At 71.9% G+C, this 22,122-nt stretch carries 21 protein-coding genes; 10 read left to right on the forward strand and 11 right to left on the reverse strand.

Features of this window, described 5'->3' with window-relative positions:
* Nucleotides 1-10 precede the first annotated feature (10 nt).
* Nucleotides 11-814, reverse strand: coding sequence for an AfsK-binding protein KbpA (kbpA, locus tag IE206_RS09745; protein WP_189961651.1), 804 nt, complete (start codon nucleotides 812-814; stop codon nucleotides 11-13).
* Nucleotides 815-1,228: 414 nt separating this feature from the next.
* Here kbpA and IE206_RS09750 point away from each other — a divergent pair, with 414 nt between their 5' ends.
* Entirely contained in the window at nucleotides 1,229-1,876 is a 648-nt protein-coding gene (locus tag IE206_RS09750; protein WP_189961652.1) for a TetR family transcriptional regulator, read from the forward strand.
* A 111-nt stretch (nucleotides 1,877-1,987) separates the two neighbouring features.
* Here IE206_RS09750 and IE206_RS09755 read toward each other — a convergent pair whose 3' ends face one another.
* Complete coding sequence (locus tag IE206_RS09755; RefSeq protein ID WP_189961653.1) at nucleotides 1,988-2,485, reverse strand: nitroreductase family deazaflavin-dependent oxidoreductase; 498 nt, start codon at nucleotides 2,483-2,485, stop codon at nucleotides 1,988-1,990.
* Complete coding sequence (locus IE206_RS09760) at nucleotides 2,482-3,672, reverse strand: acyl-CoA dehydrogenase family protein (protein ID WP_189961654.1); 1,191 nt, start codon at nucleotides 3,670-3,672, stop codon at nucleotides 2,482-2,484. The genes IE206_RS09755 and IE206_RS09760 overlap by 4 nt, the downstream gene beginning before the upstream one ends.
* 515 nt (nucleotides 3,673-4,187) lie before the next feature.
* On the opposite strand from IE206_RS09760, the gene IE206_RS09765 reads away from it, so the two are divergent.
* From IE206_RS09765 to IE206_RS09775, 3 genes are all read left to right on the forward strand, one after another.
* Nucleotides 4,188-5,366, forward strand: coding sequence for a thiolase C-terminal domain-containing protein (locus IE206_RS09765; RefSeq protein ID WP_189961655.1), 1,179 nt, complete (start codon nucleotides 4,188-4,190; stop codon nucleotides 5,364-5,366).
* 115 nt (nucleotides 5,367-5,481) lie between these two features.
* Entirely contained in the window at nucleotides 5,482-6,039 is a 558-nt protein-coding gene (locus IE206_RS09770) for a GNAT family N-acetyltransferase (protein WP_189961656.1), read from the forward strand.
* A gap of 25 nt (nucleotides 6,040-6,064) precedes the next feature.
* Complete coding sequence (locus tag IE206_RS09775; RefSeq protein ID WP_373300896.1) at nucleotides 6,065-6,715, forward strand: pyridoxine/pyridoxamine 5'-phosphate oxidase; 651 nt, start codon at nucleotides 6,065-6,067, stop codon at nucleotides 6,713-6,715.
* Between the two features lie 91 nt (nucleotides 6,716-6,806).
* On the opposite strand, the gene IE206_RS09780 is transcribed toward IE206_RS09775, so the two are convergent.
* From IE206_RS09780 to IE206_RS09790, 3 genes are all read right to left on the reverse strand, one after another.
* Nucleotides 6,807-7,364, reverse strand: coding sequence for a GNAT family N-acetyltransferase (locus tag IE206_RS09780; RefSeq protein WP_189961658.1), 558 nt, complete (start codon nucleotides 7,362-7,364; stop codon nucleotides 6,807-6,809).
* Between the two features lie 73 nt (nucleotides 7,365-7,437).
* Nucleotides 7,438-7,839, reverse strand: a complete 402-nt coding sequence (locus IE206_RS09785; protein ID WP_189961659.1) for a Zn-ribbon domain-containing OB-fold protein — start codon at nucleotides 7,837-7,839, stop codon at nucleotides 7,438-7,440.
* On the reverse strand, nucleotides 7,836-8,288 hold the full coding sequence (locus tag IE206_RS09790) for a DoxX family membrane protein (RefSeq protein ID WP_189961660.1): 453 nt from the start codon (nucleotides 8,286-8,288) through the stop codon (nucleotides 7,836-7,838). The genes IE206_RS09785 and IE206_RS09790 overlap by 4 nt, the downstream gene beginning before the upstream one ends.
* A 268-nt stretch (nucleotides 8,289-8,556) precedes the next feature.
* Here IE206_RS09790 and IE206_RS09795 point away from each other — a divergent pair, with 268 nt between their 5' ends.
* The 4 genes from IE206_RS09795 to IE206_RS09810 all read left to right on the forward strand — a co-directional run bounded on the left by IE206_RS09795 (nucleotide 8,557) and on the right by IE206_RS09810 (nucleotide 13,833).
* A complete protein-coding gene (locus IE206_RS09795) occupies nucleotides 8,557-9,702 on the forward strand; it encodes a flavin-containing monooxygenase (RefSeq protein ID WP_189961661.1) in 1,146 nt (381 codons plus the stop codon).
* Between the two features lie 348 nt (nucleotides 9,703-10,050).
* The gene (locus IE206_RS09800; RefSeq protein ID WP_189961662.1) at nucleotides 10,051-12,276 is read left to right on the forward strand and encodes an acetate--CoA ligase family protein; all 2,226 of its coding nucleotides are present in this window, start codon (nucleotides 10,051-10,053) and stop codon (nucleotides 12,274-12,276) included.
* Nucleotides 12,277-12,341: 65 nt separating this feature from the next.
* A complete protein-coding gene (locus IE206_RS09805) occupies nucleotides 12,342-13,166 on the forward strand; it encodes an enoyl-CoA hydratase/isomerase family protein (RefSeq protein ID WP_189961663.1) in 825 nt (274 codons plus the stop codon).
* 76 nt (nucleotides 13,167-13,242) lie between these two features.
* Nucleotides 13,243-13,833: a flavin reductase family protein gene (locus IE206_RS09810; protein WP_189961891.1), complete on the forward strand. Its 591-nt coding sequence runs from the start codon at nucleotides 13,243-13,245 to the stop codon at nucleotides 13,831-13,833.
* A 21-nt stretch (nucleotides 13,834-13,854) separates the two neighbouring features.
* Here IE206_RS09810 and IE206_RS09815 read toward each other — a convergent pair whose 3' ends face one another.
* Both IE206_RS09815 and IE206_RS09820 read right to left on the reverse strand, forming a co-directional pair.
* Nucleotides 13,855-14,559 carry a hypothetical protein gene (locus tag IE206_RS09815; protein WP_189961664.1) on the reverse strand — a complete coding sequence of 235 codons (705 nt, stop codon included), beginning with the start codon at nucleotides 14,557-14,559 and terminating at the stop codon, nucleotides 13,855-13,857.
* A gap of 119 nt (nucleotides 14,560-14,678) precedes the next feature.
* The gene (locus IE206_RS09820; protein WP_189961665.1) at nucleotides 14,679-15,983 is read right to left on the reverse strand and encodes an MFS transporter; all 1,305 of its coding nucleotides are present in this window, start codon (nucleotides 15,981-15,983) and stop codon (nucleotides 14,679-14,681) included.
* 313 nt (nucleotides 15,984-16,296) lie between these two features.
* Here IE206_RS09820 and IE206_RS09825 point away from each other — a divergent pair, with 313 nt between their 5' ends.
* The gene (locus tag IE206_RS09825) at nucleotides 16,297-17,295 is read left to right on the forward strand and encodes a GlxA family transcriptional regulator (protein WP_189961666.1); all 999 of its coding nucleotides are present in this window, start codon (nucleotides 16,297-16,299) and stop codon (nucleotides 17,293-17,295) included.
* Nucleotides 17,296-17,368: 73 nt separating this feature from the next.
* Here the strand turns inward: IE206_RS09825 and IE206_RS09830 are convergent, their stop codons facing one another.
* The 3 genes from IE206_RS09830 to IE206_RS09840 form a co-directional block, all read right to left on the reverse strand.
* A complete protein-coding gene (locus IE206_RS09830; protein ID WP_189961667.1) occupies nucleotides 17,369-18,418 on the reverse strand; it encodes a Zn-dependent alcohol dehydrogenase in 1,050 nt (349 codons plus the stop codon).
* A complete protein-coding gene (locus IE206_RS09835) occupies nucleotides 18,415-19,560 on the reverse strand; it encodes an acyl-CoA dehydrogenase family protein (RefSeq protein WP_189961668.1) in 1,146 nt (381 codons plus the stop codon). The genes IE206_RS09830 and IE206_RS09835 overlap by 4 nt, the downstream gene beginning before the upstream one ends.
* Nucleotides 19,561-19,974: 414 nt before the next feature.
* Nucleotides 19,975-20,886 carry an SDR family NAD(P)-dependent oxidoreductase gene (locus IE206_RS09840; protein WP_189961669.1) on the reverse strand — a complete coding sequence of 304 codons (912 nt, stop codon included), beginning with the start codon at nucleotides 20,884-20,886 and terminating at the stop codon, nucleotides 19,975-19,977.
* An 87-nt stretch (nucleotides 20,887-20,973) separates the two neighbouring features.
* On the opposite strand from IE206_RS09840, the gene IE206_RS09845 reads away from it, so the two are divergent.
* Nucleotides 20,974-21,900 (forward strand): cyclase family protein, encoded by a 927-nt coding sequence (locus tag IE206_RS09845; RefSeq protein ID WP_189961670.1) that lies wholly within the window; start codon nucleotides 20,974-20,976, stop codon nucleotides 21,898-21,900.
* The last annotated feature ends 222 nt before the right edge of the window (nucleotides 21,901-22,122 follow it).

Below are 22,122 nucleotides of genomic sequence, written 5' to 3' on the forward strand. Positions count from 1 at the left end.
ACCCGGGCTCTTACGTGCCCGAACCCTGCAGAACGGCGAAAGCGGCGCCCTGGTTGTCGTTGAGGACCGCCATCCGCCCGTACGGAATGTCGAAGGGCTCGGCGGTGACCCGGCCGCCCAGACGGGTGCAGGCGGCGGCGACAGCGTCGCAGTCCTCGACGCTGAAGTAGACGAGGAAGTGGTCGGGCAGGGCGGCGGGGAAGGCGTCGGACATCAGGCTGCGGCCGCCGATCGCGTTGTCGGGTCCCGGCTCGGCGCCGGGCAGCGACCAGGTGCGGAAGTCGGCGCCGATCTCGTCGGGGCTGCCCGGATCGCCGCCCTCGTAGCCGAAGACGGACTCGTAGAACGCGTCGGCCTGGTCCTTGTCGCGGGTGTACACCTCGGTCCAGCAGAACGAGCCGGGCTTGCGGGTCAGCTCGAAGCCGGTGTGCCGGTCGCCCTGCCACAGGCCGAAAACGGCGCCGCCCGGGTCGGCGGCGAGGGCCATCGTGCCGTGCGGCGGGACCGGAAGCGGCTCGGTGATCATTTGGCCGCCGGCTTCGCGGATGCGGGCGGCGAGCGCGTGGACGTCGGGGGTGGCCAGGTAGACGGTCCAGGAGGTCGGCATGCGGCCGTCCCGCTTGGGCTGGAGGGCCGCGACGCGCTTTCCGTCCTTGAAGGCGCTGGTGTAGCCGCCCTGCTTGGCGTCGGCCGTCCCCTCGGCGTCCTCGTCGAAGGTCCACCCGAGGAGCTCCCCGTAGAACCTCTTGCCGGCCGCCAGATCGGACAGCGAGGCGTCGGCCCAGCACGGCGCGCCTTCCGGATATCCGCCCATGCGCCTGATTCCTTCCTGAGGTGCCCCCGTCGTGGGGCCGTATCGGGGTCAAACTAACGACCCATCACGTCCGATGCGGTCGCACAATTCGAACATATGGCCAGATTTCCCTGCACGGCGGGGCGGCGGGCCAAGTGCCGCACGGCTTGTCCACCAAAGTTGTCCACAGGGTGTTGATAACACCATTCGAGTGGCCGGACGGGCCGGAGGCGTCGAGAGGGCGGACGGCCGAAAGTCGACCACCGGTGAGGCGAACGGCGATCGGCGGCGACGTCGGCCCACACCCCGGTGACCACCCCCGTGGACGGTCACCGGGGCGGCCGGTTCCCCGCGCCCGTCGGGATGTACCGCCTCCGGGCCCCCATTTGCACTCGGCCGAATCGCGCTCCGATCACCCCTCGGTAAGCTGACGGCATGACAGGACAAGTACGCACCGTCGACGGCCGCGTGGCCGGCCGACGCGGCCAGGCGACACGGCAGAAGCTGCTCGACTGCCTCAGTGAGATGCTCAGCTCCTCGCCGTACCGGGACGTAAAAGTCATCGATGTGGCCCGGAAGGCGGGTACTTCACCCGCGACCTTCTACCAGTACTTCCCCGACGTCGAGGGCGCCGTCCTGGAGATCGCGGAGGAAATGGCCAAGGAGGGCGCCGGGTTGACCACTCTGGTCGAGGGCCGCTCCTGGGTCGGGCGGGCCGGCTGGCAGACCGCGGAGGAGCTCGTCGAGGGCTTCCTCGACTTCTGGCGCAAGAACGACGCGATCCTGCGGGTCGTCGACCTGGGCGCCGCCGAGGGCGACAAACGCTTCTACAAGATCCGCATGAAGATCCTGAACTCGGTCACCAACTCCCTTACGGACGCGGTCGCCGAGCTCCAGTCCAAGGGCAAGGTCGACAAGGACGTGAGCCCGGCGGCAATGGCGGGCTCGCTCGTCGCGATGCTGGCGTCGGTCGCCTCGCACCAGAAGGGCTTCCAGACCTGGGGCGTCAAGCAGGCCGAACTCAAGCCCAATCTGGCCCTGTTGGTCCACCTGGGCATTACGGGCAAGAAGCCGACGAAGTAGCCGTAGGCACCTCGGCGGATACCCCAAGTCCTGTCGCGCCGACGGCGGTTCACCCCTTCGCGGGGCAACCGCCGTCGGCGTTCCCGTATGCCGCCCCTCCGCGAGCCCCGGCTAGGGCCTTCGCTCCAGACGAAAGAGCCGGATCTCCCGCTCGATGCGGGACTGGTAAGTGGCGTACGGAGGCCAGAAGTCGAGGGCGGCCCGCCAGGCCTCGGCCCGCTCCTCCCCCTGAAGCAGCCGGGCCCGCACCGCGATGTCCCGGCCCTTCCAGCTGATCTCCGCGTCCGGGTGGGCGAGCAGGTTTCCGGTCCAGGCGGGGTGTCCGTCCCGCCCGAAGTTGGACCCGATGAGGATCCACGTACCGCTGCCCTCCTCGGGCATGCAGGCGAGCGGAGTGGTGCGCGGGAGCCCGGACTTGGCGCCGCGCGCGGTCAGGATGACACCGGGCAGCATCTGCGCGCTGAGGATCACCCTGCCGCGGGTCAGGCGGTGTACGGCGCGGTCCATCGCGGGGATGACGTGCGGGGCGACCCTGGCGAACGTGCGGGTGGAGGACACCTTCTGCATGAGCCGCACCCCGGGTGCGGTTCGGGCGGGGGCGGGGCTCATGCCGTCGCCCCGGCCGGGGCGGCGCCGAACAGTCCGGCCCGGTCGGCGGCGTGGCCGCGCAGTCGGTGCACGGGCCCGAAGAGGAGTTCGTCGGCGGCGGCCCGCTTGAAATACAGGTGCGCCTCGTGCTCCCACGTGAAGCCGATGCCGCCGTGCAGCTGGACGGCCTCGGAGGCGGCGGAGCGCAGCGCGTCGAGCCCCTGGGCGAGCGCGAGGGCGCCCGCGCCGGGGTCCCAGGCCGCGTAGTACGCCGCCGATCTGGCCGCCTGCACCTGGACGTACAGGTCGGCGAGCCGGTGCTTGACCGCCTGGAAGGACCCGATGGCCCGCCCGAACTGCTCCCTCTCCTTGACGTACGCCACGGTCCGCTCCAGCGCCTCGGCGGCGGCCCCGACGGCCTCCGCGGAGAGACAGGCGGCGGCGGTGAGCCCGGTGGCCGCGAGAGCGGCGTGGATGTCGAGGGAGTCGTCACTGCCCATCAACTCGCCTGCGGTGTCGCGCAGTTGGATGCGAGCCTGCGACCGGGTCTCGTCGAGGGTGGTCTGCCGAGTGCGCCGAAGCCCGTCCGCGTCACCGTGCACGAGGAAAAGCAGGGTGCGGCTGCGGGCGAAGCCGCCGGTGTGCGCGGCGACGAGCAGAAGCTGCGCACTGTGCCCGTCGAGGACCTGGTCGGCTTCCCCGTACAGCCGCCAGGTGCCGTCCTGCGGCATCCGCCTGGCCTGTACGCCGCCGGCCCGGCCTCCCCCGGCCCACTCGCCGTCGGCATTGGCGCCGGTGAGGCCGAGCGCGAGGGCGAGGCTGGTGCCGGGCACGGCGAGGGTGGCGGTGCGCTCGCCGCGGGCGATGAGCGGGAGCAGGGCGGACTTCTGCGCGTCGGTGCCGAGGGCCGCGATGAGCGGGGCGGCGAGTACGGCGGTGGCGAGGAGGGGGGACGGCAGCAGGGCGCGTCCGGTCTCCTCGCAGGCCAGGGCGAGTTCGGCGGTGGTGCAGCCGACTCCCCCGTACTCCTCGGGCAGCGCGAGCCCCGGCAGCCCGAGCTCGGCGGCGAGCCGTCCCCAGAGTGCGGTGTCATGACCGACCGGGGTGCGCACGGCGCTCTTCACGTCCTGTGGGCCGCAGTGCTTGGCGAGCAGTTCGTGCAGGGTGCGGCGGATCTCGTCCTGCTCCGCGGTGAAGGCGGCGTCCATCGTCGAGCTCCTCCCTCAGAGGCAAGGCCTCTGATCTGACGGGCCGTCATGTTAGGGGCGCGGGGCGGAGATGCACAGGGGTGGGGCTGGGTGGATCGCCCCTGCCGGAAGCGGACGGACTCCGTCGCGCCACCCAAGGGTGGGCCCCTTTTCAGCTGCGGGCCGGCTGAGGCCCGGCCGAGGGACGACTGAGGCCGATCGCGCAGTTCCCTCGCCCTTAAACCCCTCTTCGGCCTCGGGCCGTACGCGGTACTCGCGCAGTTCCCCGCGCCCCTCAAACCCCTCTTCGACCTCGGGCCACACGTGGTTGCTCGCGCAGTTCCCCGCACCCCTGGCAGCGTCGACCCTGCCAGAGTGCATTCCCAGCCTGTCCGGCGTTCGAGGACGAGCGCCCTTCAGGCTCGATACGGGGTCTGGGGCGGAGCCCCAGGAGTCTCGCTCAGCCCATCCCCACACCCTCGACGGGTTTCGGCAACGGGCGGGAAGGGGCCAGGATCTGATGTACCGTCAGATTCATGTCGCCCTCAACCACCCCGCGCCGCAAGGTAGCCGTCGTAGGCGTCGCACTCTCCGACACCGGCCGCGTGGACGACGCCACCCCCTACGCCCTGCACGCCCAGGCCGCCCGCCGTGCCCTCGCCGACTCGGGGCTGGACCGCGAGGTCATCGACGGGTTCGGCTCGGCCGGACTCGGCACGCTCGCGCCGGTGGAGGTCGCCGAGTATCTCGGGCTCCGGCCCACCTGGGTGGACTCGACGGCCGTCGGGGGCGCCACCTGGGAGGTCATGGCCGCGCACGCCGCGGACGCGATCGCCGCCGGGCACGCCAATGCCGTACTCCTGGTGTACGGCTCGACCGCCCGCGCCGACATCAAGGCGGGCCGCCGCACCTCGAACCTGTCCTTCGGCGCCCGGGGCCCGCTCCAGTTCGAGGTCCCGTACGGCCACACGCTGATCTCCAAGTACGCGATGGCCGCGCGCCGGCACATGCATCAATTCGGCACCACCGTCGAGCAGTTGGCGGACGTCGCGGTGCAGGCGCGGGCGAACGCGGCCACCAACCCCGACGCGATGTTCCGCGACCCGATCACGGTGGACGACGTCCTGAGCGGCCCGATGATCGCCGACCCCTTCACCAAGCTGCACTGCTGCATCCGCTCCGACGGCGGCTGCGCGGTGCTGCTCGCGGCACAGGAGTACGTACCGGACACGGCCAAGTCGCCGGTGTGGGTGCTCGGTTCGGGCATGTCGGTCTCGCACACGACGATGTCGGAGTGGGAGGACTTCACGGTCTCCCCGGCGGCGGTCTCGGGCCGCCTCGCCTTCGAACGGGCCGGGGTGCGCCCGGCGGACGTCGACGTGGCCGAGATCTACGACGCGTTCACGTACATGACGCTGGTGACCCTTGAGGACCTCGGGTTCTGCGCGAAGGGGGAGGGCGGGGCGTTCGTGTCGAAGGGGCGGCTGCTGCGGGACGGGGAGCTGCCGGTGAACACGGACGGGGGTGGGCTTTCGGCGTGCCATCCGGGGATGCGGGGGTTGTTCCTGCTGGTGGAGGCGGTACGGCAGTTGCGGGGTGAGGGGGGTGCGGGGCAGGTCCGCAGGCCCGGGGGGCGGTTGCCGGAGGTGGGGGTGGTGTCGGGGACGGGGGGATGGTTCTGCTCGTCGGGAACGATGGTGCTGGGCCGGGGCTGAGCGGGCCGGGCGGGGTGCCCTGAGGGTCCGCCCCGGCCCCCGCCGGCCCCACCCCGGGCCACCGCACCCGGAATTGGGTGGCGACCTCCCACCCCCGCCCCTCAGGATCGCCCCCATGGGCTACTTCCTCACCACCCCCCGCCTCGCGCTGCGCGCATTCGCCGACACCGAGGCCGACCTGGACCTCGTGGTCGAGCTGGACAGCGACCCGGAGGTCATGCGGTACCTCACCGGCGGCCGCCCCCAGACCCGCGCCGAGGTCCGCGCCGGGTCCTTCGAGCGGATGGTGCAGCCGTACGCCACGGGCGGCTTCTGGGCGACGCATCTGCGCGACACGGGCGAGTTCATCGGCTGGCACTGCCTGCGCCCCATGGGCGACAGCCCGGGCGACCTCGGCTACCGGCTGCGGCGGTCCGCCTGGGGCAAGGGGTATGCCGTCGAGGGTGCCCTGGCGCTGATCGAGAAGGGGTTCGGCGACCTGGGCCTGTCCCGCATCACCGCGAACACCATGTACGTCAACGCCCGCTCCCGCAGCGTCATGGAGCGGGCGGGGCTCAGCTACGTACGCACCTACTTCGAGGAGTTCGAGGACCCCATCCCGGGCACCGAGCTCGGGGAGGTCGAGTACGAGCTGACGCGCGAGGACTGGCTCGCGGCACGGGCGGTCCGGTGACCGGGCGGCCCGGACAATGGGCCGCATGGAATTCCGCGAGTTTCTCCACACCCTCCGCGTCTGGGACGTAGCCCTTCCCCACTTCGACCCCGACGCAGCGCCCGCCGCGCCCCTCCCCCTCTTCCAGGCCTGGCTGACGCACGCCGCCGGGGCGGGGCAGGACGAGCCGCACACGATGTCGCTCGCCACGGTCGACGAGGCCGGGCGGCCCGACATCCGCACCCTCATGCTGCACGACGCCGACGAAGCAGGCTGGCACTTCGCCTCTCACTCCACCAGCGCGAAGGGGCGCCAGCTCGCCGCCCGTCCCGTCGCCGCCCTGGGCTTCTACTGGCCCGCGGTGGGCCGCCAGGTCCGCGTGCGCGGCACCGTCACCCCGGCCGGAGAGGCCGCCTCGCAGGCCGACCTCCACGCCCGCTCGACCGGAGCACTCGCCGCGGCCCTGGTCGGAAGAATGAGTGAAGTACTCGATGACTACCGGGAGTTGGAGGACGCCTCCCGAGCGGCCTGGCGGCGGGCGGAGGCCGATCCGCTGGCTCCCGTACCCACCTGGACCCGGTACGTACTGGAGCCCGCCGAGGTCGAGTTCTTCCAGGGCGACGCCCGGCGCCGGCACGTACGGCTGCGGTATCGCCGCGACGGGGCCGGCTGGGTCCGCGAGCTCCTCTGGCCGTAAGGCCGCACGACCCGGCATTGACCAACGGGGCGCGCGGTTCCCCGCGCCCCTGAAAAGAGCGTTGCACCCCGGCGGAACGCCACACCACACCTCAATCCGTCGCCAGCCTCGCGTGGAGATGCAGGTCGCGGAACGCGTCCCGGCGTTGGGACTCGAACATGGCGCCCCGCAGCGTTCCCTCCGCCGCGTAGCCGCCCCGCTCTGCCACCCGGCACGACGCGGCGTGGCCCACCGCGTGGCCCAGCTCGATGCGGTGCAGGCCGAGTTGTTCGAAGGCCCAGCGGGTGAGCAGGTCCAGGGCATGGCCCGCCACGCCTCGGCCCCTCGCCTCGGGGAGCGTCCAGTAGCCCACCCGGGCACAACGCATGGGCCAGTTGATGGAGTTGAGGCCCACCTGGCCCAGCACCGTCCCGTCGGCCTCGTCCGTCACGCAGTACGTGGCGAACTCGCCCCGCGCCCAGCCCAGCGCCCGCAGCCTCAGCAGTTCGGCCACTGCCGCCTCGTCCTCGACGGGGTGGTTGTGCGTGTTCCACCGCAGGTACTCGGGGTCGGTGACCGCGCGCAGCAGGGTCTGGACGTCGTCGTCGCGCCAGGTGCGCAGGCGCAGGCCGTGGCCGCGCAGGTCGGCGGGTATGAGCTGAAGATCCATGCCGCCATTCAATCCCCGATCCGTACGGGCGGGCCGGGAATTTCGGCGGTCGCCCGACCGGGCGGGCACGCAATCAGCGCGGGTCGGGCCGGAACACCGGCACGCTCACGCCGTCCCCGGCCCGGAAGGCCACGCACAGCTCCATCTCGATCCGCAGCTCCGCCTCCGGGCACCCGACGACCTCGGTCATCATCCGGGGACCCTCGGCCAGGTCGACGACGGCGGCGACGTACGGGACGCGGTCGCCGAACGGCGGCAGGTCGTTGCGGTGCACGACGGACCAGGTGTAGAGCGTGGCCCGGCCGCTCGCCGGGCGCCAGGTCACGTCCTCGCTCCAGCAGTACGGGCAGAACTCACGCGGGTAGTGGTGCACGCGGTCGCAGGCCGTGCAGTGCCGGATGAGGAGCCGGCCCTCGGCGGCCGCGTCCCAGTACGGGCGGGTGAAGGCGTCGACTTCCGGGGTGGCAGCGGTCATCGGAACAGTCCTATCGCGTCGTCCAGGGACCAGGTCTGCCACGACATGGCGCCGAGGGCGACGAGCGAGATGAGCGCCATCATCGCGTTCTGGCCCTGCTCGGCCCAGTCGTGGATCATCAGGACCAGGTAGAGAAGGTTGAGGAGGAGCCCGGCCACGAGGGCGACCGGGGTGAGGAAACCGATCACCAGGCCGAGCCCCAGGGCGAGTTCGGCATAGACGACGACGTACGCCATGGTCTTGGGACGGGGTTTGACCACGACGTCGAAGCCGCTGCGGACGGCGTTCCACTTGTGCTTGGCGGCGACGTCGGCCGCCCAGGCGATGCCGGTGCCGCGCTCGAACCAGCCCTTCTTGTCCTTGTGCCGCCAGCTCTCCAGCCACCACAGCCCGAGGCCGATGCGCAGGACGGCCAGCCATTCGGCGCCGCCGAGCCAGATCGAGTCCACGCGGGGCCCCTTTCTCCAGCAGGCTTGGTTCTTCCCCAGCAGGAATAGGTTTCTGACGGTACGTCAGTTGAGCGGATGCGGGGCGTGCGCGCAAGGGGTGGGGGGCGAGAGGGAGGCCCATGTGCGCGCGCCCGCATGCGGAGCGGCGCGCACGCGGGGCTCCTGCGGCGCTCATGCACACAGGGCGTGCACATGCGTGATCAGATCGCAACCGATTCCGGTCTTGACCGAGACCCATCAAGTGTTCGCACCGTTACGCTCAGCGTTCATGGCTGATACCACCAACGCCACGACGAGCCCCGTCTATGTGATCGGCGCCGGCCCCGGCGGGCTCGCCGTGGCCGCCGAGTTGCGCGCACGGGGCGTGCGGGCCGTCGTACTGGAGAAGTCCGACTCCGTGGCCGCCTCCTGGCGGCGCCACTACGACCGGCTCCACCTGCACACCACACGGCGCCTGTCCGCGCTGCCCGGGCTGCGGATTCCGCGCAGGTTCGGGCGGTGGGTGTCGCGCGACGACGTGGTGCGGTACCTGGAGAAGTACGCGGACTTCCATGAGCTGGAGATCGTCACCGGGGTCGAGGTCGAGCGGATCGAGCGCGGGCCCGGTGACGAGGGGTGGGTGCTGTACGCGACCGGCGGGCGGCGCCTTTCGACGTCGCGCGTGGTGGTGGCCACGGGGTACAACCACACGCCGTACGTTCCCGAGTGGGCCGGGGCCGAGACGTACACGGGTGAGCTCGTGCACGCGAGCCGGTACCGCAACCCGGCGCCCTACACCGGCCGGGACGTCCTCGTCGTCGGGGCCGGCAACACCGGGGCCGAGATCGCGGCCGACCTCGCCGACGGCGGGGCCGGGCGGGTGCGGCTCGCGGTGCGGACCCCGCCGCACATCCTGCGCCGGTCCACGGCGGGGTGGCCCGCGCAGGCGACCGGCATCCTGGTGCGCCGGCTTCCGGTACGCCTGGTGGACCGGGCCGCGTCGGTGACCGAACGGCTCTCCGTGCCGGACCTCTCCGCGTACGGGCTGCCCCGGCCGGCCGGGGGGCTGTACTCGCGGGTGCGGGAGGGGGCGATCCCGGTGCAGGACGTGGGGCTGATCGACGCGGTGCGGGGCGGGCGGGTCTCGCCGGTCGCGGCGGTCGAATCCTTCGAGGGCGGCAAGGTCGTCCTGGCGGACGGGGCTCGGATCTCGCCGGAGGTGGTGATCTGTGCGACGGGGTACGGGCGTGGGCTCTCGGCCCTCGTCGGCCACCTCGGCGTCCTCGACTCACGGGGCCGCCCCTTGGCACAGGGCGCACGCACGGTGCCGGGTTCACCGGGTCTGTACTTCACGGGATTTACGAATCCGATCAGCGGGATGCTGCGAGAACTGGCCCTGGACGCCACCCGGATCGCCAGAACCCTGGCGGGGTGAACCCGGCTCGGCTCCCCGGGGGAGGCTCGCCGCCCCTCCACCGTGCAGGGGCTTGAATACCCCGGGCCCCTGGGCCGGAGCCCCGGCGCACCCCCACCGGCCCGCTCGGTCCCGCCCGGCCAAAAAGCGACCAACCGGGTTTGGGAAACCCGGGGTTCGGGGCAGGCCCAGCGCACGGTTGGGGCGGGGGCGGAAGCAGGGGCGAGGCAGACCCCACGGCTTCGCAGGGTTGAGGCTTTGCTCGCACACCGGTTCCTGACTGACCGTCAGGTCTGTAATCTGACTATGCGTCAGTTACCACCGGCACGGCTCAGTCATGTTGGCCCTCGACCAGGAGCGGGCGGAACGATGCTTGGATCGACTCACGGCACCCTCACGACCGACTTCCGCGCGCGCGTGGTCGCCTGCGGCGAGCAGCCCGCCCCCGGCGCCGTCCACGGCAGAGCCGCCGGCGAGGGCGACCTGGACGTCAGCGGCCGCCCCCTGTACGCCGACGTACCGGATCTGGACCGGTTCTTCCGGCCCGAGTCCGTCGCCGTCGTCGGGGCCTCCGACGCCGAGGGCCGCCCCAACACCGGCATCACCCGCCAGCTCATCGACTGGGCCCAGCGGGTCGGCGCCCGCATCCACCCCGTCCACCCCACCCGGGAATCCGTCTTCGGGCTGCCCTGCGTCCCCTCCGTGTCCGACCTGCCGGAACAGGTCGATCTGGCTGTGCTCCTGGTCGGCGACCCGCTCCCCGTCATCGAGGAACTCGCCGAGGCCAAGGTCAAGTTCGCCGTCGCCTTCGCCTCAGGTTTCGCCGAGACCGGCGAGCAGGGCGCCGCCGCTCAGGACCGCCTCGCCACCGCCGTCAAGCGCTCCGGCCTCCGCCTCCTCGGGCCCAACACCAACCTCAACGCCTTCGAGAAGTTCCGGGACGATCTCGACGGGCCCGCCATCGCGCTCATCACCCAGTCCGGGCACCAGGGGCGGCCCGTGTTCACCCTGCAGGAACTCGGCGTACGGCTCTCCCATTGGGCGCCCACCGGCAACGAGGCCGACCTCGAAACCGCCGACTTCATCTCCTACTTCGCCGAACGGCCCGAGGTCGGAGCCATCGCCTGTTACGTCGAGGGGCTCAAGGACGGGCGCTCCTTCCTGCTCGCCGCCGACCGCGCCGCGCGCGCCGGTGTGCCCGTGGTCGCCGTGAAGGTCGGCCGCACCGAGGCCGGCGCGCGCATGGCCGCCTCACACACCGGCAAGCTGACCGGCGCCGACGACGTCGTGGACGCCGCCATGCGCCAGTACGGCGTCATCCGCGTCGACGGACTCGACGAACTCCAGGACACCGCCGCCCTGTTGGCCCGGGCACGCAAGCCTCTCGCCGACGGCGTCGTCGTCTATTCGATCTCCGGCGGCACGGGGGCGCACTTCTCCGATCTCGCCACCGCCGCCGGGCTCCACCTCCCGACCCTCTCCCCCGCCAAGCAGGACCAGCTCCATGAGTGGATACCCGCGTACCTGAATGTGGCGAACCCGGTGGACAACGGCGGGCACCCCGTCGGCGACTGGCGCGGTCGCAAAATAATCGACGCGATCCTCGCCGACCCCTCCGTCGGTGTGCTGATCTGCCCGATCACCGGTCCCTTCCCTCCCATGAGCGACAAGCTGGCGCAGGACCTGGTGGACGCGGCGGAACAGAGCGACAAGCTGGTGTGCGTGGTGTGGGGCTCGCCGCTCGGCACCGAGGCCGCCTACCGCGAGACGCTGCTCGGCTCGGACCGGGTCGCCACCTTCCGCACGTTCGCCAACTGCATCGGCGCCGTACGGGCGTACCTCTCGCACCACCGGTTCACCACCGGCTACCGCTCCCCCTTCGACGAGGCGCCCCGCGTGCCCTCTCCTTCGTTCCGCAAGGCGCAGGCCCTGATGCGCCCGGGCCAGCAGCTCAGCGAGCACGCGGCGAAGCAGCTTCTGCGGGCGTACGGGATCCGGGTGCCGCGCGAGCAGCTCGTGACCAGCGCGGCGGCCGCCGTGCGCGCGGCCGGGCTCGTCGGCTACCCCGTCGTCATGAAGGCCTCCGGCGCACGGCTCGCCCACAAGACCGAACTCGGCCTGGTCAAGGTGGGATTGACCTCGGCCAGCCAGATCCGGGACGCCTATCGCGAGCTCACCGACGTCGCCCGGTACGAGGGCGTCGACCTCGACGGCATCCTGGTGTGCCAGATGGTCGAGCGCGGCGTCGAGATGGTCGTCGGCGTCTCGCACGACTCGCTGTTCGGGCCCACCGTGACCGTCGGGCTCGGCGGCGTCCTGGTGGAGGTGCTCGGCGACTCGGCCGTGCGCGTCCCCCCGTTCGGCGAGCAGCAGGCGCGGGACATGCTCGGCGAACTCCGGGGGCGGGCGCTCCTCGACGGCGTACGCGGCGGGCCCCCGCTGGATGTGGACGCGCTCGTCGAAGTCGTCCTGCGCGTCCAGCGGATGGCCCTCGAACTCGGCGACGAGCTCGCCGAGCTGGACATCAACCCGATCATGGTGCTCCCGCGCGGCCAGGGCGCGGTCGCCCTCGATGCCCTCGCCATCTGCCGCTGAGCCGATCCCTCCACTCGCCGCGTCCCCACTCGCCACTTCCCCGCCCCCGTATCTGGAGCCCCCGCATGGACCCGCTCGACGACTCCCCGGATTCATTGGTACTCCACGCCACTGACAACGGCGTCTCGTGGATCACGCTCAACCGGCCCGCCGCCATGAACGCCGTCACCTGGGACCAGCGCGAACGGGTCATCTCGCTGCTCGGCGCGGCCTCCGCCGACCCTGCCGTACGAGCCGTCGTGATCACCGCCACCGGCAAGGGGTTCTGCGCGGGAGCCGACCTTCGCGGGGCACCGGCGACCGGAACCGCGTCCGGCAGCGAGCGGGTCGCCGGCGACGTCGCCCGCACCATCCGTCAGGGCGCCCAACGCCTGATCACCGCCGTACTCGACTGCGAGAAGCCGGTCGTCGCGGCCGTCAACGGCACCGCCGCCGGTCTCGGCACCCACCTCGCGCTCGCCTGCGATCTGGTTCTGGCCGCCGAATCGGCCAAGTTCATCGAGGTGTTCGTACGCCGGGGCCTGGTACCGGACGGGGGCGGCGCCTATCTGTTGCCGCGCCTGGTGGGGCCGCAGCGGGCGAAGGAGCTGATGTTCTTCGGGGACGCGCTGCGGGCGTCCGACGCCGAGCGCATGGGACTGGTCAACCGCGTGGTCGCGGACGCCGAACTCGCCGCCACCGCCAAGGAGTGGGCCGAGCGGCTCGCGGCCGGGCCGACCCGCGCGCTCGCCCTCACCAAGCACCTGGTGAACGCTTCCCTGGACACCGACCGCAGCACCGCACTCGCCGCCGAGGCCTGGGCCCAGGAGATCAACATGACGACCCGGGACGCGAACGAGGGAGTGGCGAGCTTCGTGGAGCGCCGCACCCCCAAATACCGTGGCCTGTAAGCCATTTCAGCACCCGCGAGGCTTCCAATCTGACATACCGTCAGCTTCAATGGCTGATGTGATGGGACACGCAGGGATGGCGGCCACCGTCGTCCGATACCTCAGGTCCGTCGGCGCCGCCACGGCCGCCGAGCCCGTCGACTTCCTGCCGCGCCCGGACCTCCGGGCCGTACGGGACGACGAGCGGGCGCCGGTCGCTCCGGGTGAATTCCGGCGCGTGCTCGGGCAGTTCGCGAGCGGGGTCACCGTCATCACCGCCGAGGACGCGGCCGGACCCACCGGCTTCGCCTGCCAGTCCTTCGCCTCGCTCTCCCTCGACCCGCCGCTGGTCGCCTTCATGGTGGCCCGTACGTCGACGACGTGGCCGCGCATCGCCCGCGCCGGGGTGTTCTGCGTGAACGTCCTCGGGGCCGAACAGTCCGTACTCTGCCGGGGGTTCGCGGTCAGCGGGGCCGACAAGTTCGCCGGGGTCGCCTTCGACGCGGCGCCCATGACCGGCTCGCCCCGGCTCGACGGCGTACCGGCGTGGATCGACTGCCGCATCCAGAACGTGCACACCGGCGGGGACCACCTGATCGTGGTCGGCCGCGTCGAGGCACTGGGCGCCACGGAGGGCGCCGCCCCGCTCCTCTTCCACGGAGGCAGGTTCGGCCGCTTCAGCGACTGAGCCGGCCTTCCGCGACGCCGCTCACCAGGCCGCGTCGGTGATGAGCCGCCCGCTGCGGGTCTCCACGCGCAGCTTGCCCTTGTCGTCGTACGCCGCGTGCCGCCAGTCCGCGAAGACCTCGGCCACCCTGCGGCCCTCCCAGTCGTCGGCGCCCGGCGGCGGGTTGAAGTCGACCGTCACCACGGCCTCCTCGGCCGCACCCTCCTTGCGGATGCGGACCGCCACCACCGACGGCCACATCCCGTCGTCGGCCTTGGTGAGGTGCTGGGAGTAGTAGCCGACGAAGTCCCGCGTCATGTCGAACCAGCCGGCGGGAAGGCAGGGCGTCGCGGTGCCGTCGGTGGGCGGGCCCGGGGTGCCGGGGTCGGCGTCGGTGGGAGGGCCGGGGGTGCCCGCGTTGCCGTCGCCGTCGGTGGGAGGGCCGGGGTTTCCGGTGCCCTGGTCGGTCGGCGGGCCGGGGCTGCCGGTGTCCTCGTCCGTCGGTGGACCGGGCGTCCCCGCCTCGTCCTCCGTCGCCGGACCGGCACCGCTGGAGGTTCCGTCCTCTGTCGTATCCGTGGTCTCGTCCCCACAGGGGTTCGCCGACGTGGCGGACGGCGTGGACGGCTGGGCAGCCGGGGCGACCGCCGCCGGGTCGCCCGGGCGGGCCGTTCCGCAGCCGGTCACGGCGGCGCACAGCAGGGCCGCGGCCAGCAGGGCGACGCCCTGCGTGTTGCTCGGCTTCATGATGTTCCCCCTAGGTCCCCCCCCGGTCGGGGAAACACCCGGCTCCCCTGTACGCAAACGTCCCGTAGACGTCTTCGTGGACGTCCCCGTAAACGTCGGTCCCGTACAGGAAGAGGGGATCACACGGCGAGCGGTTCCGTGCCGGGGCGGTGGCGGATGACCAGGGCCATCAGCGCGGCCGCCGCGCACAGCGCGCCCGAGGCGTACCAGACGACGTCGTAGCTGCCGAAGGCGTCGCGGGCCACCCCGCCCAGGAAGGCGATGACGGCCGCGCCGACCTGGTGCGATGCGAGCACCCAGCCGAAGACGATCGCACTGTCGTCGCCATAGTGCCGACGGCACAGGGCGATGGTGGGCGGCACGGTGGCCACCCAGTCGAGCCCGTAGAAGACGATGAAGAAGACCATCGGGGGATGGACGGCGGGCGCGAGCAGCATCGGCAGGAAGAGGAGCGAGATGCCGCGCAGGGCGTAGTACGTGGCGAGCAGCCGGCGCGACTCGAAGCGGTCGGTGAGCCAGCCCGAGAAGATGGTGCCCGCGACGTCGAAGACGCCAATGACGGCGAGCAGTCCGGCGGCCGCCGTGACCGGCATGCCGTGGTCGTGGGCGGCCGGTACGAAGTGCGTCTGGACCAGGCCGTTGGTGGAGGCGCCGCAGATCGCGAACGTGCCCGCGAGCAGCCAGAACGGCCCGGTGCGGGCGGCCTTGGCGAGGACGGTGAGGGTGCGGCGGGCCGCGCCCGTGACGGGGGCGGGCTTGGGCACGTATGCGCTCGCCCCGTACGGCGCGAGCCCCACGTCCGCCGGGTGGTCGCGCAGCAGCAGCCACACGAAGGGGACGACGGCGAGCGCGGCCAGCGTCACGGTGACGGCGGCCGGGCGCCAGCCGTGGGCCTCGACCATCCAGGAGAGCAGCGGCAGGAAGATCAGCTGGCCGGAGGCGGAGGCCGCGGTCAGGATGCCGGTGACCAGACCGCGGCGCTCGGTGAACCACCGGTTGGTGACGGTCGCCGCGAACGCGAGCGCCATCGATCCACTGCCCAGGCCCACCAACAGTCCCCAGCAGAGGATGAGTTGCCAGGCATGCTGCATGAAGACGGTGAGCCCCGAGCCGACCGCGATCACGGTCAGCGCGACCGCGACGACCTTGCGGATGCCGAAGCGGTCCATCAGGGCGGCGGCGAAGGGGGCGGTCAGGCCGTAGAGCGCGAGGTTCACGGAGACCGCGGCGCCGATCGTGCCGCGCGACCAGTGGAACTCGCTGTGCAGCGGGTCGATGAGCAGTCCGGGCAGCGAGCGGAAGGCTGCGGCCCCGATGATCGTGACGAAGGCGACGGCAGCCACGTACCAGGCGCGGTGGATCCTGGGTTCGGGCTTGAGCCGGGGGGCGGGCGCGATGGGGAGGCTGTCGGTTGTCCGGGTCACGTCGAACAGCGTGGCGGTACGGGTCTCTGTCGTACGAGTGGCTGAAAGGCCACCCTTCGCAGGGATCGGGCCATGGGGGGACTGGCCCTGTTCCACTCCCCACCCCGCCCCTCCCCGGCTGTGACACCCCGCGGCTCCGCCGCGTGTCTCATGGGGCGGGGTGAGGGAATGCCCCGGCCGCGCTCAGACTTGTGCGATAGCGATAGCAACAGCGATAGCGATAGCGACAAAGCCAGGCCGGGCCGGGCCAGTGCCAGCGGTGCAGACCAGTGCCAGCGGTGCAGACCGCCACCCCACCACGAAGGAGGCCACCATGAGCAAGGCCGACGACGCCGCCCCACCCCACCGCATCGTCGTCCTGGCCCTGGACGGCCTGCTCCCCTTCGAACTCGGCATCCCCCAACGCATCTTCGGCCGCGCGGCCGACCCGGCACGCGGACCGCTGTACGAGGTCGTCACCTGCTCGATCCGCCCACCGGGCCCCGTCCGCACCGACGCCGACTTCTCGATCCTCGTGGAGAACGGCCCGGACGCCCTGGCCGCCGCCGACACAGTGGTGATCCCGGCCTCGTACGAACTCGGCCCGGTCTTCGAGGAGGGCGTGCTCACCCCCGAACTGGCCGCCGCCCTCGCTCTCGTACGCCCCGGGACGCGCATGGTGTCGATCTGTACCGGCGGCTACGTCCTGGCTGCGGCCGGCTACCTCGACGGCCGCCCGGCCGCCACCCACTGGGCCTCGGCCGAGCACTTCCAGCGGCTCTTCCCCGCCGTGGACGTGGACCCGGAGGTCCTGTTCATCGACGACGGCGACGTGCTGACCTCGGCGGGCGTGGCCGCCGGGATCGACCTGTGCCTGCACATCGTGCGGCGAGACCACGGCTCGGCGATCGCCAACGACGTGGCCCGCCGCACGGTCGTACCCCCGCACCGCCCGGGCGGCCAGTCCCAGTTCATCCAACGCCCCGTGCCACAACCGCAGTTGGCGACGACGACGGCCGCGCGGGCCTGGGCCCTGGGCCGCCTGCACGAGCCGATCCAGCTGCGCGACCTGGCCGAACGGGAATCCATGTCGGTCCGCACCTTCACCCGCCGCTTCCGCGAGGAGGTGGGCCTGAGCCCCGGCCAGTGGCTCACCCAGCAACGCGTGGAGCACGCCCGCCACCTCCTCGAATCCACCGACCTGTCGGTGGACGCGATAGCCCGCGCGGCAGGCTTCGGCACAGCGACGTCCCTGCGCCAGCACCTACAGGCAACTCTGGGCGTCCCCCCGACGGTCTACCGACGCACCTTCCGGGCGGGGACGGCGGGCTGAGCCCGCTTCCCAGAAGACTCACTTCCGGAAGACTCACTTCCCGGAAGGGCCACGTGCACCGATGGGCCGCCGCTCAGAAAGTCAGCACCCCCCGAGCCACCCGCCCATGGTGCAGGTCGTCCGACGCCTTCGCGAAGTCCTCCACGGGGTACGTCTTGGTGACCAGTTCGTCGAGGAGGAGGGCTCCCTTGCGGTACAGGTCGGCGTAGCGGGGGATGTCGCGCTGGGGGCGGGAGCTGCCGTAGCGGCAGCCCAGGATGGATTTGTCTAGGAACAGGGCGGCGGGCAGGAAGGACGCCTCCACCGTGGGAGCGGTCATGCCCAGCAGGATGGCCTGGCCGTGGCGGTCCAGGAGGTCCACGGCGGCGCGGATCAGAGCCGGGTGGCCCACGCATTCGAAGGCGTGGTCGGCGCCGTTCGGGAGGATGTCCCGGACGCCGTCCGGCGAGGCGAGGAAATGGGTCGCCCCGAACCGGCGGGCCAGCGCCTCCTTCGCCGGGTTGTTGTCGACGGCGACGATCACCGAGGCGCCCGCGATGCGCGCGCCCTGGATGACGTTGAGGCCGATCCCGCCGGTCCCGATGACCACGACCGTCTCGCCGATGTCCACCCTGGCCCGGTTCAGGACCGCGCCCACGCCCGTCAGCACCCCGCAGCCGATCAGTGCCGCCGAGGTGAGCGGCACGTCCTCGGGGATCTTCACCGCCTGTACGGCCTTGACCAGGGTGCGTTCCGCGAAAGCCGAGTTCGAGGCGAACTGGTACAGCGGGGACCCGTCCCGTGAGAACGGGCGGCCCGGCATGCCGATCGCCCTGCGGCACATCGTCGGCCGGCCCCGGTCGCACTCCGCGCACGCCCCGCAGCCGGCGAGCGTGGACAGCGCGACGTGGTCCCCCGGCGCCACATGGCCGACCCCCGCGCCCACCGCCTCCACCACGCCCGCGCCCTCATGGCCGAGCACCACCGGCACCGGGAACGGGATCGTCCCGTCGATCACGGACAGGTCCGAGTGGCACAGGCCCGCCGCCGCGACGGCCACGAGCACCTCCCCCGGCCCCGGGTCCCGTATCTCCAGATCGTCGACGACCTGGCTCTGCTTCCCGTCGAACAGGACACCTCTCACGGAACCCGGACCTCCCTCGGCAGGCCGAGCACGCGCTCGGCGATGATGGTGCGCTGAATCTCGTCCGAGCCGCCGTAGATCGTGTCGGCCCTGGTGAACAGGAACAGGTGCTGGAGCGGATCGAGTTCGTACGGGCTCGGCTCGCTCCAGTCCGCCGGGCCCACGGTGCCCGCCGCGCCCCGCACCCCCATCGCCAGCTCCCCGAGCCTGCGGTGCCACCCGCCCCAGAGCAGCTTGGCCACGCTGGGCGCCCCGGCGTCCCCCGAGCCCCCCAGCGTGCGCAGTGCGTTCCACCGCATGACCTTCAGCTCGGCCCACTGCTTGACGAGCTGCTCGCGCAGGGCGGGGTCGGCACGTGCGTCGCCGGTCGTGGCCAGGGTGATGATGTGCTCCAACTCCCTTGTGAATCCCACCTGTTGGGCCAGGGTGGACACTCCGCGCTCCAGGGCGAGCAGGCTCATCGCCACCTGCCAGCCGTTGCCCTCGCCGCCCACGAGGTGCTCGGCACGGGCCTCGGCCCCGTCGAAGAACACCTCGTTGAACTCGCTCGTCCCCGTCATCTGCCGGATCGGCCGGACCTCGACCCTGCCCGGCTGGTCCATCGGCACGAGAAGGAACGACAGGCCGTGGTGGCGCCGCGAGCCCTCCTCGGTGCGGGCCAGCACGAAGCACCAGTCGGCCTCGTGGGCCAGGGAGGTCCAGATCTTCTGGCCTGTGACGCGGTACGTGCCGTCGCCTGCGCGGCGGGCGGTGGTACGGATGCCGGCCAGGTCGGACCCGGCGCCGGGTTCGCTGTAGCCCTGGCACCACAGTTCCTCGCCGCGGGCGATGGGGGGCAGGAAGCGGTTCTTCTGTTCGGGGGTGCCGTGGGCGATGAGGGTGGGGGCGAGGAGGTTCTCGCCGATGTGGCCGGTGCGGGCGGGGGCTTCTGCGCGGGCGTACTCCTCGGCCCAGACGACCTGCTGGGTGAGGGTGGCGGTGCGGTTGCCGTACGTCGCGCCGCCCGGCCAGCCGATGCCGATCCATCCGCCCCGGCCCAACTCCCTTTCCCAGTCCGGTGGTTGGCGGGCGAGGTGAGTGGTGAGCCAGGCCCTTGCGTCCTCGCGGAACGCGTCGTCCTGGGGGGTGGTGCGGAAGTCCATGGCGCCTCCTGTGTCAGAGAGAGTTCCCCCCACCCCGCCCCTTCCCGGCTGTAACACTCTGCGGCTCCGCCGCGTGGCCTCCGGGGGTGGGTGGGTTCGGCCCTCCGACCTGGAGGGGTCGGCCGCGGGCCGTGGGTGGTCGCTCGCGCAGTTCCCCGCGCCCCTTGGCGGGGTCGGTGCCGGCCGGCATCGGCATCTTCAGCCTGTCATGGGGGTCCCCCTGGCCCTTGAGCCTTGAGGCCTTGGGGGAGTTTGAGCACGAGCGCCCTCAAGGCGCGAACGGCGTCTGGGGCGGAGCCCCCAGGGCTTGGCCTTCTCGAGGGCCTGTACGAGTGGGTGGGCGACCCCCCGGGATCCGGGGCGGAGCCCCGGGCATTCCGGGAAGCTCGGCACCCCCCAACCACGGCGGAGGCACTACGCATTGGGCCGCTCCGAACCCGCCGCCGCCCTCGCCATCTCCTCCAGCCGCGCCAGCATCGGCATCGGATCCACCCCCACCGTCCCCGGCAGGAAGTCCGCGATCCTTTCCGGGGTCCAGGCCCCCTCCGCGTACCCCGCGCGGAGCTCCCGCGGCTGTGCCCACACCGCGATCTTGGGGCCCGCGATGGTGTACACCTGGCCCGTGATCCCTTCCTCCCGGGCCCGCGAGGACAGCAGGTACACCACAAGCGCCGCCACGTCCTCCGGCGAGCCGATCTCCTTCAGCTCCATGGGGACGTTCGCCGACATCCGGGTGCGGGCAACAGGCGCTACGGCATTGGCAGTTACCCCATACTTGTGCAAGCCCAGCGCCGCGCTCCTCACCAGCGAAATGATTCCGCCCTTCGCCGCGCTGTAGTTGGCCTGCGCCACGCTCCCCTGGTGGTTCCCGCTGGTGAAGCCGATCAGCGTGCCCGAGCCCTGTTTGCGCATCACCGCCGACGCCGCCCGGAACACCGTGAACGTGCCCTTCAGATGCGTGGCGACCACCGGGTCCCACTCTTCCTCGGACATGTTGAACAGCATGCGTTCGCGCAGGATGCCCGCGACGCACACCACCCCGTCGATCCGCCCGTACTGGGCGAGCGCCGTGTCCACGATGCGCTGGCCGCCCGCCATCGTCGAGATGTCGTCGGCGACGGCCACCGCCTCGCCGCCCGCCGCGACGATCTCCTTCACCACCGCGTCGGCGATCTCGCTGCTGGGCTCCGCGCCCTCGATCGAGACGCCGTAGTCGTTGACGACGACCCTGGCTCCCTCGGCGGCCGCCGCCAGCGCGACGGCGCGGCCGATGCCCCGGCCGGCCCCCGTCACTGCGATGACCTTGCCTGCCAAGAAGTTCCCCACGCCCGGCCCCTTCCCGCGGTTTCTGACGGACCGTTAGATTCTATGACCCGTCGGATGCTCCACCACAAGACCCCGGGAGGGACGCGTATGTCACTGCCGCCCGAGTTCCACGAAATCGCCAAACGCGTGAACAACTGGGGCCGTTGGGGGCCCGACGACGAAATCGGAACGCTCAATCACATCACCGACGAGACGGTCCGACAGGCCGCAGGACACATCCGCTCCGGCCGCCGCATCCCCCTCGCCCTCCCCCTCCGGCAGGACGGCGTCCAGACCGGCGTCATCCCCGGGAGGGTCAACCCGCTGCACACCATGGTCCAGATCAACCAGGAGATCTTCGGCCCCGGCACCGTCGCGTGCAGCGACGACGCGGTGACCTTCGGGCTCCAGGCCGCCACCCACTGGGACGCCCTGACCCACGTCTCGCACTCGGGGAAGATCTACAACGGCCGGCCCGCCGCCACCATCACCCCGCACGGAGGTGCCGAGTTCAGCGGCATCGACAAGCCCGGACACGTCGTCTCGCGCGGGGTGCTCCTCGACATCGCCCGCGCCAAGGGCCTCGACCGGCTCGAAGGCGGGCACGCGGTCACGCCCGAGGACCTGGCCGAGGCGGAGGAGTTCGCGGGGGTCACCGTGCGCGCCGGGGACATCGTGCTCGTACGCACCGGGCAGATGCAGGTGTACCTGGCCGGGGACAAGCACGGCTACGGCTATCCGTCGCCGGGGCTCTCCGTGCGTACGCCCGAGTGGTTCCACGCGCGGGACGTCGCCGCCGTCGCCAACGACACCCTCACCTTCGAGATCTTTCCGCCCGAGATCGAGGACCTGTGGCTGCCCGTGCACGCCCTGGATCTCGTCGAGATGGGCATGCTCCAGGGCCAGAACTGGAATCTGGAGGACCTCTCGACCGCCTGCGCCGAGGCATCGCGGTACGCGTTCCTGCTGAGCGCCATGCCGGAACCCTTTGCGGGGGCGACCGGAACCCCCGTCGCACCGGTAGCGATCCTGTAGATCCACTGGAGCCACTGGATTCGCGGAGAGACCTGCAGTGGGACCCGCAGAGAGCCCCTCTCGACAGTCCCCCGGGCAGATCCACGGGTGGCGGCGCCGCGTGCGCGCCCCGAGCGCGGCACCGCCGCCGCCACCCAGGCATCGGCGTACCGGCTCTGCTCCTCGCATGCCCTGAGAGGAGCCTCGCCCTGCTGGAGCCGACGCCGTGCCACGACCCGCACT

This window comes from Streptomyces violascens, assembly GCF_014649955.1.
GTDB classification, from domain to species: Bacteria; Actinomycetota; Actinomycetes; order Streptomycetales; family Streptomycetaceae; genus Streptomyces; species Streptomyces violascens.